Consider the following 14,135-nt stretch of genomic DNA (forward strand, 5'->3'; position numbering starts at 1 on the left):
GACTATACAGATCGGTATACTTTTGTCCATGGCAGAGGAATCCACACCCGAATTGACTCCGAAAGCGCGTCGCATTCTGGAGTCTGCGTCGAAGCTGTTCTACGAAAAGGGGATTCATGCCGTAGGCGTGGATACCGTCGCACTGGACGCCGGGGTCACGAAGAAGACTTTGTACGAACGGTTCGGCTCGAAAGACGGTCTCGTCGTTGAATACCTGAGGGCTCGAGATCGGCGGTGGCGAATCTTTCGCGACGAGAAGCTCGCATCAGCCGGAGCTAGCCGCGCCGAACAGTTGAGTGCGGTATTCGACGCTTCCGCCTCCTGGTCCAAGGCGAGCGGAGGCAAAGGGTGCAGCATGATCAACGCGCACGCCGAGTTCAGCGATCACTCACATCCGGTGTTCGCTGTCATCGCCGAACAAAAGCGGGAGATGTCAGACCTTTTCCGGCGCATTCTGGCGACGGACGGACTAGCCGACGAACGTCTCGTCGAGGCAATCATGCTGCTTCACGAAGGTGCCCTCGTCGCAGACGGGATCGGTATCGGCACCGACCCCTTCGGCGCCGGCCGGGACGCGGCGCTCGAATTGCTCAAAAATTCAGACTGATTCGCGCAGTTGCCCCCACAGTCACTCCCCCACCCGCTTCGCCCCCACAGTCACTCCCCCACCCGCTTCGCCCCCACAGTCACTCCCCCACCCGCTTCGCCCCCACCATGCGCCTCGCTATCTCCAAATACCTCTCCACCAACTCGTCCGGAGACAACTCACCGTCCGGTCGGTACCAGACCGCGACGGCGACGCACATCGTCACCACGGCTCTGCTGGCGTCCTCGGGATGGTCGGCCTCGAACACGCCCGAAGCGACGCCGTCGAGGACGATCCGGTCCACCTGCTTCTGCTGTTCGTCGCGCTGGGCGATGTAACCAGCCCGGCTGTCGGGCTCCATGCTGCGGATCTCCGAGGAGGCGACGAACGACTGCTCGCGCCGAAACATGTGGAACCGCAACAGAGATTCGATCACCGCGTCGAAGCGATCAGAGGGATCGTCCCCGGCATCGAGTTCGGCGGCGCGGCTTCGCTCCAACAACTCCGTCATCACAACGGTCGCCAGACCGATCAGCAGAGCCTGCTTGGACGGGTAGTGGTGGTAGAGCCCCGGCACCGACAGCCCGGACCGCGACGCGACGTCACGGATCGAAGTCCCGTGATAGCCCTGCTCGACGAACGCCTCCAACGCCGCAGCGAGCGGTTTCGGTAGTCCCAGGTCTTCGTAATCGCGCCAGGACCCGCGTACCGGAAGCTCGTTCGTCATACCGATACCGTAGATCGCTCTTGCGCCGCCGCCGAACACGTCGGAGCCATTGGTTAGAGTCGGTGTTCACCGAAAGACAGGGACCAGTCATGATCCATGTTCGCCACACCGCGGTTGCTGCCGTGCCGGTTGATGTCGCCTTCGACTACATCGACAACTACCGCAATGTCCCGACGTGGATGTTCGGTGTTTCCGAGTTCACCCCGTTCGGAGAGTTCGATCAGGGACTCGGCGCCACGTTCGACGCGGCCATGCAGATCGGGCCGAGCACGTTGCGCTCCAAACTCGAGGTCACCGAGTGGGAGAAGAATCGGATCATCAAGCTGTCCTCGCTCGGCGGTGTATCCAACTCGTCCACGTGGGAGTTCGCCGCGATCGACGATTCCAAGACCGAGCTTTCCGTCGACTTCGCCTACAAACTGCCTGGCGGCATTGCCGGCAAGGCACTCGGCCGATTGATCGGGCCGTTCGTCGAAAACGCTGTCAAGAACAGCGAGGAAACACTGCGCCACAGCCTCGAGGAGCAGTTCGCGGCCCGCGGCGAAGGCTGAAACTACCCGCGGTCGCCTTCGAGTCCCAGCGCGTTGGCCCACACCTGAGTAGCCGTCTTGACGACGTCCTCGAACGGGACGGGGTTGCCGTCGGCGCCAGGTTCCTCGGAGACGAATGAACTGTAGGCAAGACGGCTCACCATCGCCGACAGTGCTCGGGAAGCCAACAGCGGGTCCAACGAGGCATCTGCCTTGCCAGCTGCTTGCAAGCGTTCGATGGCTCGGGCATTACGAGAAATGAAGGTCTCGGCTCGGTCCCGACGCAGTTTCGCGAAGGCCGGATCGATGTGCGATACCTGCTCGAGTAGGCCCATGAGTTTGGCGTTGCGGCGAAAAGCCGTCAGGTAGGCACGGTTGCTCGATTCGAGGACCGCATACGGATTGTCGACGTCGCGGACCCGTCCCATGCCTGGGTGCAGCATGTCTTCCTGCGCGACGTCGAGAACTGCGGCGAAGATCTGCTCTTTGTTGTCGAAGTAGGTGTAGAACGTGCCGGTGGAGCAGTTCGCTTCCTTGGTGATGTCCGTGAGACGGGCGTCGAGATACCCTGCGCGCTCGAACACCGTTCGAGCCGCTGCGACCAGAGAAGCCCTGGTCCGGACGCCGCGGGCAGTCACCGGCAGGTCACGCAGAAGCTCCGTCGCAGCCATGGATGGTGGCGGACGGTCTTCCCAGTTCTCCTGAGGTTCGGCGCGAGAGGTCACCAGCTACTTATACGGCAAAGCCGGCGACATCTGGGCATCGGCGTCAGGTGATGGTGATTCCTCCGTCGACGGCGATGGTCTGACCGGTGACGTATCCGCCGGCCTCGGACGCGAGCCACACCATGGTGGCCGCGAGCTCTTCCGGATCGCCCATGCGGCCGAGGATCAGGCGCGAAGCCATCGCGTCCAAGTAACCGTCGTTGTATTGGTCCGTCATTTCCGACTTGAAGAAGCCGGGCGCGATCGCGTTGACGCGAATGCCCTTGCGCGTTCCCCACTGCTGTGCGAGGTCGCGGGTCAATCCGACGACGCCTGCCTTGCTCGCCGCATAGGCGGCCTGCGGGAGTCCGGCGGTCGTCAATCCGAGAATGCTCGAGATGTTGACGATGGAGCTGCCCGGGAGCATGACGCGGCCGCAGGCCTGCGCTGCCCAGTAGGACCCATTGAGGTTGATGTCGATGACGGCGCGGAACTGGTCCGGGGTCTCGCGGGTCGCCGGAACGGCAGTTCCGACGCCGGCGTTGTTGACCAGCACGTCCACGCGGCCGAACTTCTCCATCGCGGCGTCGACCATGTTCTGAGCCTGAGCCGGATCGACGATGTCGGTGGCCACGCACAATGCTTCGCGGCCTGCGTCACGCACGAGCTTGGCCGTGTCTTCGAGCTTGTCGACGCGGCGAGCAGCGAGGACGACGTCCGCGCCGGCCTCTGCTGCGGCTTTCGCAAACGCCACCCCGAGGCCCGACGACGCACCGGTCACGATGACCACTCGATCGGTCAGAGAGAACTTGTCGAGAACAGACATGCGCGGTGATGCTCCTGTGTCGTCGGGTTCGGGAAGTGGCGGTTGCAGTGACGTATCGACTGCAGTTGCGAAATTACAGGCCGAGATCGCGGCCGATGAGTTCCTTCATGATCTCGTTGGATCCGGCCCAGATCTTGGTGACGCGGGCGTCCATCCACGCGCGAGCGGCGCGGTACTCGGTCATGAAGCCGTAGCCACCGTGCAACTGAACGCAGTGATCGAGGACCTCGTTCTGCACCTGCGCGGTCCACCACTTAGCCTTGGCGGCGTCGATGGCGGTCAGCTCGCCGGCAGCGTGTGCCGCGACGCAGTTGTCGACGTAGGCCTGGGTGACCTCGATGCGGGTGACGAGATCCGCGAGAAGGAATTTGTTCCACTGCAACGAGCCGATCGGCTGACCGAAAGCCTTGCGGTCCTTGGCATATTGCAGCGTCTCTTCGAGGATCGGAGCGGCGTGCGCGATGTTGGACACCGCAGCGCCGACGCGCTCCTGCGGCAGCATTTCCATCATGTGGATGAAGCCGCGGTCGATCTCACCGATGATGTTGGTGGACGGCACGCGAACGTTCTCGAAGAACAGTTCGGCGGTATCGGACTCGTGCTGGCCGACCTTGTCGAGCTTGCGTCCGCGCTCGAAGCCTTCCATGCCGGTCTCGACGGCAAAGAGGGTGATGCCCTTGGACTTCTTCTCGGGACTGGTCCGAGCCGCCACGATCACGAGGTCGGCGTTGTAGCCGTTGGTGATGAAGGTCTTGGAGCCGTTGATGATCCAGTCGTCGCCGTCCTTGACCGCAGTGGTCTTGAGCGAGGCGAGGTCGGATCCACCGGAAGGCTCGGTCATGCCGATGGCCGTCAGCATCTCACCGGTGCAGAACTTGGGCAGCCAACGCTGCTTCTGCTCTTCGGTGGTGAGCTGAACGAGGTAGGGAGCAACGACGTCGGCGTGAATGCCGAAGCTCGAGGCAACAGCTGCACTGGCGCGCGAGAGCTCTTCGGCCAGAACCGCGTTGAAGCGGTAGTCGCCGGCTTCGCTTCCGCCGTACGCCTCCGGAACCTCGAGTCCGAGGAAGCCGTTGCGTCCCGCTTCGAGCCAGATTTCACGATCGATGAAGCGCTGGTCGATCAGCTTCTCTGCGACCGGAAGGATGTTCCGGTTGACGAATTCGCGAGCAGATTCGCGAAATGCCTCGTGATCGGGTCCGTACAGAGTGCGACGCATGACGAGTTGCTTCCTTTCGGCGTGGCAAAGCCACACGTAACGATATTCCTAAGCATTCGCTTAGAATCTAAGCACCTGCTTATAGTGAATCGAGAGCGGGATATTGTCAACATCGAAATCCGTCACACCTGGAGGAAACCGTGAGCGATTCACCTGACGTGGTGATCAGCCCCTCCAAAGCTGCGGCCCGTATCCGCGCGGCAGCCGTGGACGCTTTTGCCTCTGCCGGCTACGGCGGCACCACCACCCGTGACATCGCCGCGCGACTCGACATGAGTCCCGCCGCCATGTACCCGCACTACCGCTCGAAAGAAGAACTGCTTTTCGCGATCAGCTTCGAAGGCCACACCGAAGCGTTGAAGGTGGTCGAGGGCGCCGACCGACCGGGTGAAGAACCGTCGGTTCGCTTGCAGGAACTGATCAGCACCTTCGCCAGTTGGCAGGCGGGGCACCATTCACTCGCTCGCGTCGTCCAGTACGAACTCACTGCCCTCACACCAGAGCACTACCGAACCGTCGTCGCGCTTCGCCGCAGCACGACGCGGGTGGTCCGGGAGGTTGTCGATGCCGGCGTGCAGTCGGGCGATTTCACGATCCCCGATGCCGAAGGCGTCACCCTCGCCTTGATGTCCCTGTGCGTCGACGTGTGCCGCTGGTTCCCGGCCGGCAACTACACGAATCCGGAAGACATCGGAAAACTGTACGGAGACCTGGCATTGAGGATGGTGGGCGCCGCCCGAATCAGGTGACGCCGACCGCAGAAAGGACTCGGCCAGTGGCCAACCGCACCTATCTCTACTCGACCCCTGTTGCCCCGCATGAGAATCCGGCTGCCGCTCGCGCCCGAGGTCTCACCGGTATCTCCGAGTGGTCGTACGCGATTCCGCTGGTCCCGAGGATCCTTGTGTCCGTGAATCCCTTCGCCCACCAGTCGATCATCTGGGACGACACCCCAGACCTGATCGCGGTCACCGCGCCCTGTGGTCCTGGTATCGCCCGGCTCGAAGACTTCCTCGGCCGCATCGATCATCCCGAACTCGGCCCGATGGCCGGCGATGCGCTGCGTTTCCTGCGCAGCCACACCGAACCCGACCACTACTTCGTCCTCGAGTGCGGCGAGATCTTCGACATGGACGACGAACCGTTCGCCGAACAGGGCGCGGCCCTGATGACCGGTCTGGCGGACATCGACGCCGAGATGGAGGCGGCTCTGGCCACACTCGCACCCGCCAAGCCGCGCTTCTGGGAGCGGCTGTTCACGCCGACTCAGGAGAGCGTCGAGGAACCGCTACGCGAGCTCGGCCTCGGTTACTGGTCCGAGACCCTGTACTTCGATCTCGACGTCCCTCGATAAGAGCACCGGCGCAACCAAAGGTTTCAGACCGGGTGGTCCGCAAACAGGTACCCTCGGATTTCGTGTCCGACTACGCCACCGATCTGCCAACCGCTGCGTCCACCGTCCTCGGCGGTTGGGGTCGCACAGCCCGAACGACCTCGCACGTCGTTTCGACCCCTGATGTAGAGGCGATCGCTAAGGCCGTCGCCCGCGTCGCAGACGACAACGCGGACAAGCCGTTGCACCTCCGACGTGGAGTCATCGCTCGTGGTCTGGGCCGGTCTTACGGAGACAACGCGCAGAACACCGGCGGCTTGGTCATCGACATGACCGCCTTCCGTCGAATTCACAAGATCGATGCCGAGTCCCGTCTCGTGGAGATGGACGCGGGAGTCTCTCTCGATCAGCTGATGCGCGCGGCACTACCGTTCGGCCTCTGGGTCCCGGTTCTCCCCGGAACACGCCAGGTAACCATCGGCGGAGCGATCGCCTGCGATATTCACGGCAAGAACCACCACGCCGAGGGCAGCTTCGGAAATCATGTCCGCTCGATGAATCTGCTCACTGCTGACGGCAGTATCCGAACCTTGGAGCCGCATGGCCCGACATCCGAGCTCTTCTGGGCTACCGTCGGCGGGATCGGACTGACCGGGATCATCCTGCGCGTCACCCTCGAGATGACGCCGACCGAAACGGCGTATTTCGCCAACGACGGCGCTCTGACCGCGAGTCTTGATGAAACCGTCGCTTTTCACAGCGACGGCAGCGAAGCCGACTACACGTATTCGAGCGCCTGGTTCGATGCAGTCAGTGCGCCGCCGAAGCTCGGCCGGGCCTCGATCACGCGTGGTTCGTTGGCGACCGTCGACCAGCTTCCGCTGAAATTGCAGAAGAATCCGTTGAAATTCGATGCGCCACAACTGTTCACGACACCGGATGTTTTCCCCAACGGCTTGATGAACAAGCTTTCGGCGTCAGCGATCGGCGAGTTCTACTACCGCACCGGCGGCAACTACGTCGGGAAGGTGCAGAACCTGACGCAGTTCTACCATCCGCTCGACCTCATCGGTGAGTGGAACCGTGCCTACGGGTCCAAGGGATTCCTGCAATACCAGTTCGTGGTGCCCGTCGACGCGGTGGACGAATTCAAGAGCATCATCCGCGATATCCAGCGTTCGGGACACTACTCAGCTCTCAACGTCTTCAAACTTTTCGGCGAGGGAAACGCAGCGCCACTGAGCTTTCCGATGTCCGGGTGGAACGTCGCCTTCGACTTCCCGATCAAGTCCGGCCTGGGTGAGTTCGTCGCTTCCCTCGACGAACGGGTACTCGAATTCGGCGGTCGCCTCTACACCGCCAAGGACTCTCGGACTACCGCAGCAAGGTTCCACTCGATGTATCCGCGAATCGACGAGTGGATCCAGATACGCAGAAATATCGATCCGACAGGTGTTTTCGTGTCCGACATGGCCCGAAGACTCGAATTGGTCTGAGGCGCCGCTCAGTCCGAGATCTCACCCAACCGACGCTCCAGGTAGGCCCGCTCCGGTTCCGTACCAACGAGTTTCAGAGCTTGTCGGTACGCGGATGCCGCTGCGTCGGTGCGCCCCAACCGAGCAAGTAGTTCGGCTCGTGCAAGGTGATACGGATGGTAGTCGGCAAGTTTGGGCTCCGCTGCCAGTTCCTCCAGCGCAGTCAGCCCGACTTCCTCGCCGTCGCGCATCGCCAGCGCCACTGCCCTGTTGACTGCGACGACGGGCGAAGGCGTCAACGTGAGAAGCACTCCGTAGAGCGCGCAGATCTGCGGCCAGTCGGTGCTCTCCACATCTGCGGCCTCGTCATGCAATGCGGCGATGGCGGCCTGCACCCCGTACGGCCCCGGCGCTCCCCCGGTCAACGCGACTACGACGAGGTCGCTGCCTTCCTCGATCATCGGCTGGTCCCAACACCCGCGATCCTGGTCTTCGAGGAGCACGATCCCGCCGGCGGCGTCGGTACGGGCATCCCGACGCGCGTGGACGAGAAGCATCAATGCAAGCAACCCGGCGATCTCGCGCTCATCGGGAAGCAATGCGCGCAAGATCCTCGCCAGCCTGATCGCCTCCACCGCCAGGTCTACGCGTTGCAGATCCGGACCCGAACTCGCTGCGTACCCCTCGGTGAACACCGAGTAGATCACCTGCAGAACACCGGGCAAACGTTCCGGGAGTTCTTCGGCGCTGGGAGTGCGGAAGGGAATCCGAGCCTGACGGATTTTCTTCTTCGCGCGCACGATCCGCTGCGCCATCGTCGCCGAAGGAACGAGGAAGGCCCGAGCGACTTCGGGCGTCGTCAACCCGCCGAGGCAACGCAAGGTGAGTGCGATTCGGTCGTCCTCGGCCAGCGCTGGGTGCGAGCAGGTGAAGAACAGCTGCAACCGCTCGTCGGGAAGTTCTCCGTCGACCGTGGGCGGCGCCGGGTCGGCACGATCGGCGTCCACCTGCATCACCGCCAATCGCGCCGCATAGGCCTGATCACGACGAAGCCTGTCGACGGCTTTACGACGCGCCGTGGTCAGCAGCCAGGCGCCGGGTTTAGCCGGCACTCCGTCCACGGGCCAGTGCACCAACGCGGCCTCGACGGCTTCGGAGGTGACTTCCTCGGCCAGATCCAGATCACCGAAGCGGCGGACGAGCGAGGCCAAGAGTCGTCCGCGTTCCTCCCGGAACACTGACTCGATGGAGTTCTCGGCCTGCTCGTCCACGGCGAATCAGTCCCCGAACCCGGCCAGTGGACGCACCTCGACGCTGCCGCCGTCGCGCGCGCCGGGGCACCGCGCGGCCCATGAAAGCGCCGCATCCAGATCGGGAACGTCGATGACGTCGTAGCCGCCGAGGATTTCACGGGTTTCTGCGAAGGGTCCGTCGGTGACGGTCTTTTCTCCGGACTGCGAGACCCGAACCGTCGTCGTAGTCGTCAGATCGGCGAGGGCATCGCCGGACACCCAGATCCCGGCATCCTTCATTTCCTTGTCGTATTGCTGCCAGTCCTCGAACGTGCACTGGGGTTCGGTGTCTCCGCCGGGTGCGGTGTAGATGAGCAACATGTACTTCATGACTGACTCCTTGGTCTGTTGTTTTTCTTGCGGCTTTCTTGCCTTACAACATGACGACGAACGGTTCTCCCCGGAATCGACAGGCGACTCGAAAAAACTTTTGGCGAGTTCGGCCGAGACGCTGCCGTTAGGCTGAGTGTATGACCGAACGCGACCGGGACGCCGCTGGGAAACCCCTCAATTCGCGGCCCCGTGACGGACTCGGACGTCCACTGCCACGCGACGCAACGGGCGGTGTCCCGCGCATTCCGGACGATGTACGCCTGCCACCAGACGAGTCGATCACCGAGGCGCAGCGCCTCCTCGACCACGGCATGCCTTTCCACGCACACGAGATTCTCGAAGGAACGTGGAAAAGCGCGCCGCCCGAGGAACGTGACCTGTGGCAGGGACTGGCTCAGTTGGCCGTCGGGCTCACCCATCTGCTTCGGGGCAACAACACCGGCGCCGTCTCACTCCTCGGCCAGGGTCACGACCGCATCAGGCACTACGAGGTCGAGAGTCCGCACGGCCTCGATATCCCCGGTCTACTGACGTGGTCCGAGCACCTGCTCGCCGAAATCGATCGCCCCGGCGATTTCCCCGCCCCTCCGATTCCGAGGTTGAGAATCCCCTGATGCCCATCTTCCCCATGTTTCCGCTCGGCTCCGCTTTGCTACCGGGTGAGGTGTTGCCCCTGAACATCTTCGAACCTCGGTATCGCGCACTGGTCGAGAACGTTCTCGAAGCTGCCGACGGCCCACTGTTCGGAGTAGTGCTCATCGCTCGTGGCCACGAGGTCGGTGGCGGCGAATCACGTCACGACGTCGGCACTCTGGCTCGGATCGAGTCTCATGTCGCCATGGGTGCCGGGCGGTATCAGTTGTATTGCCGGACCGAAGACCGCATCCGGGTCAATCGATGGCTGCCGGACGATCCCTACCCACTTGCCGAGGTCGAATTGTGGCCTGACGAGAACAACGGAACACCAGTCACTGCTTACGAATACGACTCGCTCCTCGAGCGCATCGAGTTCATGTACGGAATGTTGGGAAAGCTCGCACTTCGGGCCGGCGAACAGACTCCGCGAATGCCCGTCCCACCGGATCCCTTGGATCCGCTGGGTTCTCGGCTGTATGCCCTCGCCAGGAGCATTCCGATGGGTGACGCCGATCGCCTGGCGATTTTGACCGCGCCAGGCGCCGACGAACGTATTCGCACACTCTCGGAGGCAGTCGAGAACACCATCGAGGTCGCGCAGTTCAATCTCCTCTGAGCGCAACTACGCCATCGTCTGACCCATGTCGATGACGATCTTCGTCCCGGTGACCGCGCGGGAGAGGTCCGTCGCGAGGTAGACGACGGCGTTGGAGATGTCCTCGACGGTGGTGCGCGGGACGGACGTGAGCGGCCACTTGTACGAGTTCATGTACTCCGGATGAGTAGTGAGTACCTTACCGACGTTGGGATCGTTGCCCATCTCGGTCTCCACCGCGCCAGGGTGGATGGTGTTGACTCGAATGTCGAAGCTTCCCAATTCCGTTGCAGCAGTGCGAGCCAAACCCACGAGGCCGTGCTTGGCCGCCGAGTAGTGCGCGCAGCCGGGCGCTTCGGCGACGCCGGCAGCACTGCTCACAATCACGATGGAACCACCGTTGCCGGCTTCGATCATTGCAGGAACCGCAGCTGTCATCGCGCGCCAGACACCATTGAGATTGATGTCCACCAGCGTCGACCACTGCTCTTCAGGCATCTCCCAGAAACGGTTCCACGTAGCGATGCCCGCATTGGCAATCACGACGTCGAGGCGACCGAACTTGTCGACGCCCGACGCCACCGCCGCACGCAGTGCCTCGAGGTCACGGACGTCCGCTACAGCGGTGACGATCTCGCGCCCCTCCGCTCGCACGAGACGAGCCGTTTCTTCGAGGTCGGCTTCAGTCGCGGCCGCGTAACCCACGTCTTCGGACACCGACGCGCACACGTCGACAGCGATGACGTCTGCACCTTCCTGCGCGAGTCGAATCGCGTGATTGCGTCCCTGACCCCGCGCTGCACCGGTGATGAAAACGACCTTGCCTGCCAACAGTTGTGTCATGGCCGGGACGTTAGACGCTGATGTGGCCCGCTGCCTCCGAGTTCCCGCTCGACGGGAATCAACCGTCGACGATGACGACGTGAAGATTCCTCGGACCATGGACACCTTCGACGCGCTCGAGTTCGATGTCGGAGGTCGCCGACGGGCCGCTGATCATGGTGGTGGGGCGCTCCGGTGTCAGCTTCGCAATCGCCTCCGGCACTCCCACTTCCACACTGCTGCGATACACGACGCAGATGTGTGTGTCCGGTACCAGCGTCAACGCACGGCGTCCCTGCGATGGACCGGCGTCGAGGAAGATGGTGCCGGTTTCGGCGCACGATACCTTCGAGCCGGTGACAACGGCGTCGAGGTTCTCGAGTTCAGGAGCCGGTACGTCCGGGCTGTCCACCACCAGCGTTCCGTCGAATCCGGCCACCCATGATCGGTCGAGGCCGGCGGGGATCCCCAGAGTGTGTAGTCCGTGCTCTCTCAGTATTCCGGCGACGGCCTCGGCGATTTCTGTTGCAGCGCAATGGTGAACGTGCGCCTTGTAGTCCACCAGACGGTCGACGAACAAATCGATGAGTTCCCCGTCGGACATGGTTCTGCCAGTCCGGTAGTTTCGCGGTATCTCGCCTTCGCGGGCGGGCGCCAAGGTGATGGCATCACGAATGCGTCCGAGCACCACTTCACGTGAATTCATCTGTCCGCCTTCCCGTCACGACGAGCCTCGTCCAATGCCGCGCGGCCTTCGTCGGAGTCCCACCAGGATCGGAAGGTCTGCTTGGGAGGTGCGGGAATGTCTCTGGCAGCTGTCCAACCGTTCAATGGAGGTGGCAACGTAGAGATCTTCCCTTTCCTGCCGGCCACGACGCGTCCGAGCCCGGCAGCTTTCTGAGCCAACGTCCACCGGCCCTCGGTCGACATCGCCAGAGAGGCGGCTTTCATCGCCAAAGACTCTGCCGTGAAACCGGATTGCTCGACCTTCTGGTGACGCAATTCGACGAGCAGCGACGGTATGTCGATCTTGACCGGGCAGGCGTCGAAGCACGCACCGCACAGACTCGAGGCAAAGGGAAGCGTCGAGTTGGGATCGTCTTTGCCATGCATGCCCGCGAGCTGCGGAGTCAGCACCGCGCCGATCGGTCCTGGATAGGTCGATCCGTAGGCGTGACCGCCGGTGCGCTCGTAGACCGGGCACACGTTCAGACACGCCGAGCACCGTATGCAGCTCAGGGCTTCCCTCCCGATCTTGTCGGCAAGCGCGGCAGTCCGACCGTTGTCGAGGAGGACCAGGTGGAACTCCTGCGGACCGTCGTCGGGCGTGACGCCGGTCCACATGGAGGTGTACGGGTTCATCCGCTCCCCCGTCGAGGACCGCGGCAGCAGTTGCAGGAAGACCTCCAGATCCTGATACGTCGGCAGAATCTTCTCGATGCCCATCACGGTGATCAGTGTTTTCGGCAGCGTCAGGCACATTCGCCCGTTGCCCTCCGACTCCACGACGGTCAGAGTGCCCGTGTCCGCGATGCCGAAATTGGCGCCGGAGACGGCGACCGGCGTCGTCATGAACTTGTGGCGCAGAAACTTTCGTGCAGCTGCGGCAAGTTCGGCCGGGTTCTCCCCGAGGTTCGGATCGACATCTGGCATCTCACGAAGGAATATCTCCCGAATCTCGGACCTGTTGCGATGGATCGCGGGAACCAGGATGTGCGACGGTTTGTCATGGCCGAGTTGGACGATCAATTCCGCGAGATCGGTCTCGTAGGCGGTGATTCCGTGGGCTTCGAGATGCTCGTTGAGACCGATCTCCTGCGTGGCCATCGACTTGACCTTGATGACCTCGTCGGAGCCGGTGGCTTTGACAAGTTCGGTCACAATGGCGTTGGCCTCGTTGGCATCTGCCGCCCAATGCACCTGCCCACCGCGCGCGATGACTGCAGCTTCGAACTGTTCGAGCAGTTCCGGCAACCGCGCCATGACGTCGGCCTTGATCGCCGAACCCGCATCACGCAGGTCTTCCCAATCGGGAAGCTCTCCAGTCACGTTGATGCGCTTGGCACGGATGGTGTGCGTCGCCTTGCCGATATTGCGTCGCAGTTGCGCGTTGGCCAGCTCGTGATGTGCTGCGACGGGGAATTTCTCAGTACCTCGCAGGAACCCTGCACCCTCGGGCGACCTCGGCGGGAAGCTGGGCAGACCCAGCGTCACAGCGCTCATGCGCGCACCCGGCTTTCCACCGACGCCAGAATCTCCGCGAGGTGAATGGTCTTGGCGCCCATCTGCAGTCGTGACATACCGCCGCCGATGTGCATGAGGCAGGACGAGTCTCCGGCGCTGCAGAATTCGGCGCCGGTGTCCGCAACGTGGCGAATCTTGTCCGCCAGCATGGCCGTCGAAGTCTCCGCATTCTTGATGGCGAAGGTGCCGCCGAATCCACAGCAGGAATCTGCTTCGGGGAGTTCGACCAGATCGATGTCGCGGACGTTGCGCAGCAACTGAAGTGGCTTGTCCCCTACCCTCAGCATCCGCAGTGAGTGACAGGTCGGGTGATAGGTGACCCGGTGCGGGAAGTACGCGCCCACATCGGTGACCCCGAGAACGTCCACGAGGAATTCGGAGAGCTCGTACGTCTTTGCCTTCACGGTCTGCACCTGTCCACACAGCGACGCGGTGCCGTAGCGCTCGGCGACGATCTCGTGTTGATGACGGACCGAGCCGACGCACGACCCCGATGGTGCGACAACCGCGTCGATCGACGCATCACCGAAGGTGTCGGCGTAGTTCGCGACCAGCGGTAGTGCGCCCGGCTGATAGCCGGTATTGACGTGCATCTGCCCGCAGCAAGTCTGCCCGGACGGAAACACGACGTCGTGCCCGAGACGGGTGAGCAGGAGGGCGGTGGCCTTGACGGCGTCGGGAAACATCGTGTCCCCGATGCAGGTGGCGAACAGCGCTACTCGCATGTGGTTCCCCGCAATCTGTCGGTGTGGTCTGACCACAGTAATACATCCCTGTACAGGCCACCCCATAAACGGCGTCCACCCGGTTATG

17 protein-coding genes are annotated in these 14,135 nt (G+C 62.8%); 7 read left to right on the plus strand and 10 right to left on the minus strand.

The window, feature by feature from the left end; translation table 11 throughout:
• The first annotated feature begins 28 nt into the window (after positions 1-28).
• Complete coding sequence (locus tag RA302_RS25530) at positions 29-607, plus strand: TetR/AcrR family transcriptional regulator (RefSeq protein ID WP_007729643.1); 579 nt, start codon at positions 29-31, stop codon at positions 605-607.
• 79 nt (positions 608-686) lie between these two features.
• On the opposite strand, the gene RA302_RS25535 is transcribed toward RA302_RS25530, so the two are convergent.
• Positions 687-1,313: a TetR/AcrR family transcriptional regulator gene (locus RA302_RS25535; protein ID WP_030536574.1), complete on the minus strand. Its 627-nt coding sequence runs from the start codon at positions 1,311-1,313 to the stop codon at positions 687-689.
• Between the two features lie 89 nt (positions 1,314-1,402).
• Between RA302_RS25535 and RA302_RS25540 the strand changes: the two genes are divergently transcribed.
• Positions 1,403-1,864, plus strand: a complete 462-nt coding sequence (locus RA302_RS25540) for an SRPBCC family protein (protein WP_003940411.1) — start codon at positions 1,403-1,405, stop codon at positions 1,862-1,864.
• A 2-nt stretch (positions 1,865-1,866) separates the two neighbouring features.
• Here RA302_RS25540 and RA302_RS25545 read toward each other — a convergent pair whose 3' ends face one another.
• From RA302_RS25545 to RA302_RS25555, 3 genes are all read right to left on the minus strand, one after another.
• Positions 1,867-2,514, minus strand: coding sequence for a TetR/AcrR family transcriptional regulator (locus tag RA302_RS25545; protein ID WP_007730038.1), 648 nt, complete (start codon positions 2,512-2,514; stop codon positions 1,867-1,869).
• A 97-nt stretch (positions 2,515-2,611) separates the two neighbouring features.
• Positions 2,612-3,373 carry a glucose 1-dehydrogenase gene (locus RA302_RS25550; protein ID WP_030536573.1) on the minus strand — a complete coding sequence of 254 codons (762 nt, stop codon included), beginning with the start codon at positions 3,371-3,373 and terminating at the stop codon, positions 2,612-2,614.
• Between the two features lie 73 nt (positions 3,374-3,446).
• On the minus strand, positions 3,447-4,592 hold the full coding sequence (locus tag RA302_RS25555) for an acyl-CoA dehydrogenase family protein (protein ID WP_007730036.1): 1,146 nt from the start codon (positions 4,590-4,592) through the stop codon (positions 3,447-3,449).
• 140 nt (positions 4,593-4,732) lie between these two features.
• Between RA302_RS25555 and RA302_RS25560 the strand changes: the two genes are divergently transcribed.
• The 3 genes from RA302_RS25560 to RA302_RS25570 all read left to right on the plus strand — a co-directional run bounded on the left by RA302_RS25560 (position 4,733) and on the right by RA302_RS25570 (position 7,421).
• Positions 4,733-5,341: a TetR/AcrR family transcriptional regulator gene (locus RA302_RS25560; protein ID WP_030536572.1), complete on the plus strand. Its 609-nt coding sequence runs from the start codon at positions 4,733-4,735 to the stop codon at positions 5,339-5,341.
• A gap of 26 nt (positions 5,342-5,367) precedes the next feature.
• Positions 5,368-5,946: a hypothetical protein gene (locus RA302_RS25565; protein ID WP_030536571.1), complete on the plus strand. Its 579-nt coding sequence runs from the start codon at positions 5,368-5,370 to the stop codon at positions 5,944-5,946.
• Between the two features lie 62 nt (positions 5,947-6,008).
• Positions 6,009-7,421 carry an FAD-binding oxidoreductase gene (locus RA302_RS25570; RefSeq protein ID WP_030536570.1) on the plus strand — a complete coding sequence of 471 codons (1,413 nt, stop codon included), beginning with the start codon at positions 6,009-6,011 and terminating at the stop codon, positions 7,419-7,421.
• A gap of 8 nt (positions 7,422-7,429) precedes the next feature.
• Here RA302_RS25570 and RA302_RS25575 read toward each other — a convergent pair whose 3' ends face one another.
• Together RA302_RS25575 and RA302_RS25580 are read right to left on the minus strand one after the other, a co-directional pair.
• A complete protein-coding gene (locus tag RA302_RS25575; RefSeq protein WP_003940594.1) occupies positions 7,430-8,671 on the minus strand; it encodes an RNA polymerase sigma factor in 1,242 nt (413 codons plus the stop codon).
• A 6-nt stretch (positions 8,672-8,677) separates the two neighbouring features.
• Complete coding sequence (locus RA302_RS25580) at positions 8,678-9,022, minus strand: YciI family protein (RefSeq protein ID WP_003939718.1); 345 nt, start codon at positions 9,020-9,022, stop codon at positions 8,678-8,680.
• Between the two features lie 140 nt (positions 9,023-9,162).
• On the opposite strand from RA302_RS25580, the gene RA302_RS25585 reads away from it, so the two are divergent.
• Together RA302_RS25585 and RA302_RS25590 are read left to right on the plus strand one after the other, a co-directional pair.
• Positions 9,163-9,639 (plus strand): DUF309 domain-containing protein, encoded by a 477-nt coding sequence (locus tag RA302_RS25585; RefSeq protein WP_030536569.1) that lies wholly within the window; start codon positions 9,163-9,165, stop codon positions 9,637-9,639.
• Positions 9,639-10,277: an LON peptidase substrate-binding domain-containing protein gene (locus RA302_RS25590; RefSeq protein WP_003940076.1), complete on the plus strand. Its 639-nt coding sequence runs from the start codon at positions 9,639-9,641 to the stop codon at positions 10,275-10,277. Before RA302_RS25585 ends, RA302_RS25590 begins: the two co-directional genes overlap by 1 nt.
• A 6-nt stretch (positions 10,278-10,283) precedes the next feature.
• On the opposite strand, the gene RA302_RS25595 is transcribed toward RA302_RS25590, so the two are convergent.
• From RA302_RS25595 to RA302_RS25610, 4 genes are read right to left on the minus strand one after another with little or no spacing between them, the layout of a single operon-like run.
• Entirely contained in the window at positions 10,284-11,099 is an 816-nt protein-coding gene (locus RA302_RS25595; protein ID WP_030536568.1) for a mycofactocin-coupled SDR family oxidoreductase, read from the minus strand.
• Between the two features lie 58 nt (positions 11,100-11,157).
• On the minus strand, positions 11,158-11,784 hold the full coding sequence (locus RA302_RS25600; RefSeq protein WP_030536567.1) for an LUD domain-containing protein: 627 nt from the start codon (positions 11,782-11,784) through the stop codon (positions 11,158-11,160).
• Positions 11,781-13,301: a LutB/LldF family L-lactate oxidation iron-sulfur protein gene (locus tag RA302_RS25605; RefSeq protein WP_030536566.1), complete on the minus strand. Its 1,521-nt coding sequence runs from the start codon at positions 13,299-13,301 to the stop codon at positions 11,781-11,783. Before RA302_RS25605 ends, RA302_RS25600 begins: the two co-directional genes overlap by 4 nt.
• Positions 13,298-14,047 carry a (Fe-S)-binding protein gene (locus tag RA302_RS25610; RefSeq protein WP_030536565.1) on the minus strand — a complete coding sequence of 250 codons (750 nt, stop codon included), beginning with the start codon at positions 14,045-14,047 and terminating at the stop codon, positions 13,298-13,300. Before RA302_RS25610 ends, RA302_RS25605 begins: the two co-directional genes overlap by 4 nt.
• Between the last annotated feature and the right edge of the window lie 88 nt (positions 14,048-14,135).

This window comes from Rhodococcus sp. DN22, assembly GCF_036669995.1.
Classification (GTDB): domain Bacteria; phylum Actinomycetota; class Actinomycetes; order Mycobacteriales; family Mycobacteriaceae; genus Rhodococcus_F; species Rhodococcus_F erythropolis.

What these genes read in the sequence shown, in the direction of transcription:
- RA302_RS25530 (WP_007729643.1), top strand. Translation starts at nt 29, where the DNA reads ATGGCAGAGGAATCCACACCCGAATTGACTCCGAAAGCGCGTCGCATT.
- RA302_RS25535 (WP_030536574.1), bottom strand. Translation starts at nt 1,313, where the DNA reads ATGACGAACGAGCTTCCGGTACGCGGGTCCTGGCGCGATTACGAAGAC.
- RA302_RS25540 (WP_003940411.1), top strand. Translation starts at nt 1,403, where the DNA reads ATGATCCATGTTCGCCACACCGCGGTTGCTGCCGTGCCGGTTGATGTC.
- RA302_RS25545 (WP_007730038.1), bottom strand. Translation starts at nt 2,514, where the DNA reads ATGGCTGCGACGGAGCTTCTGCGTGACCTGCCGGTGACTGCCCGCGGC.
- RA302_RS25550 (WP_030536573.1), bottom strand. Translation starts at nt 3,373, where the DNA reads ATGTCTGTTCTCGACAAGTTCTCTCTGACCGATCGAGTGGTCATCGTG.
- RA302_RS25555 (WP_007730036.1), bottom strand. Translation starts at nt 4,592, where the DNA reads ATGCGTCGCACTCTGTACGGACCCGATCACGAGGCATTTCGCGAATCT.
- RA302_RS25580 (WP_003939718.1), bottom strand. Translation starts at nt 9,022, where the DNA reads ATGAAGTACATGTTGCTCATCTACACCGCACCCGGCGGAGACACCGAA.
- RA302_RS25585 (WP_030536569.1), top strand. Translation starts at nt 9,163, where the DNA reads ATGACCGAACGCGACCGGGACGCCGCTGGGAAACCCCTCAATTCGCGG.
- RA302_RS25590 (WP_003940076.1), top strand. Translation starts at nt 9,639, where the DNA reads ATGCCCATCTTCCCCATGTTTCCGCTCGGCTCCGCTTTGCTACCGGGT.
- RA302_RS25595 (WP_030536568.1), bottom strand. Translation starts at nt 11,099, where the DNA reads ATGACACAACTGTTGGCAGGCAAGGTCGTTTTCATCACCGGTGCAGCG.
- RA302_RS25600 (WP_030536567.1), bottom strand. Translation starts at nt 11,784, where the DNA reads ATGAATTCACGTGAAGTGGTGCTCGGACGCATTCGTGATGCCATCACC.
- RA302_RS25605 (WP_030536566.1), bottom strand. Translation starts at nt 13,301, where the DNA reads ATGAGCGCTGTGACGCTGGGTCTGCCCAGCTTCCCGCCGAGGTCGCCC.
- RA302_RS25610 (WP_030536565.1), bottom strand. Translation starts at nt 14,047, where the DNA reads ATGCGAGTAGCGCTGTTCGCCACCTGCATCGGGGACACGATGTTTCCC.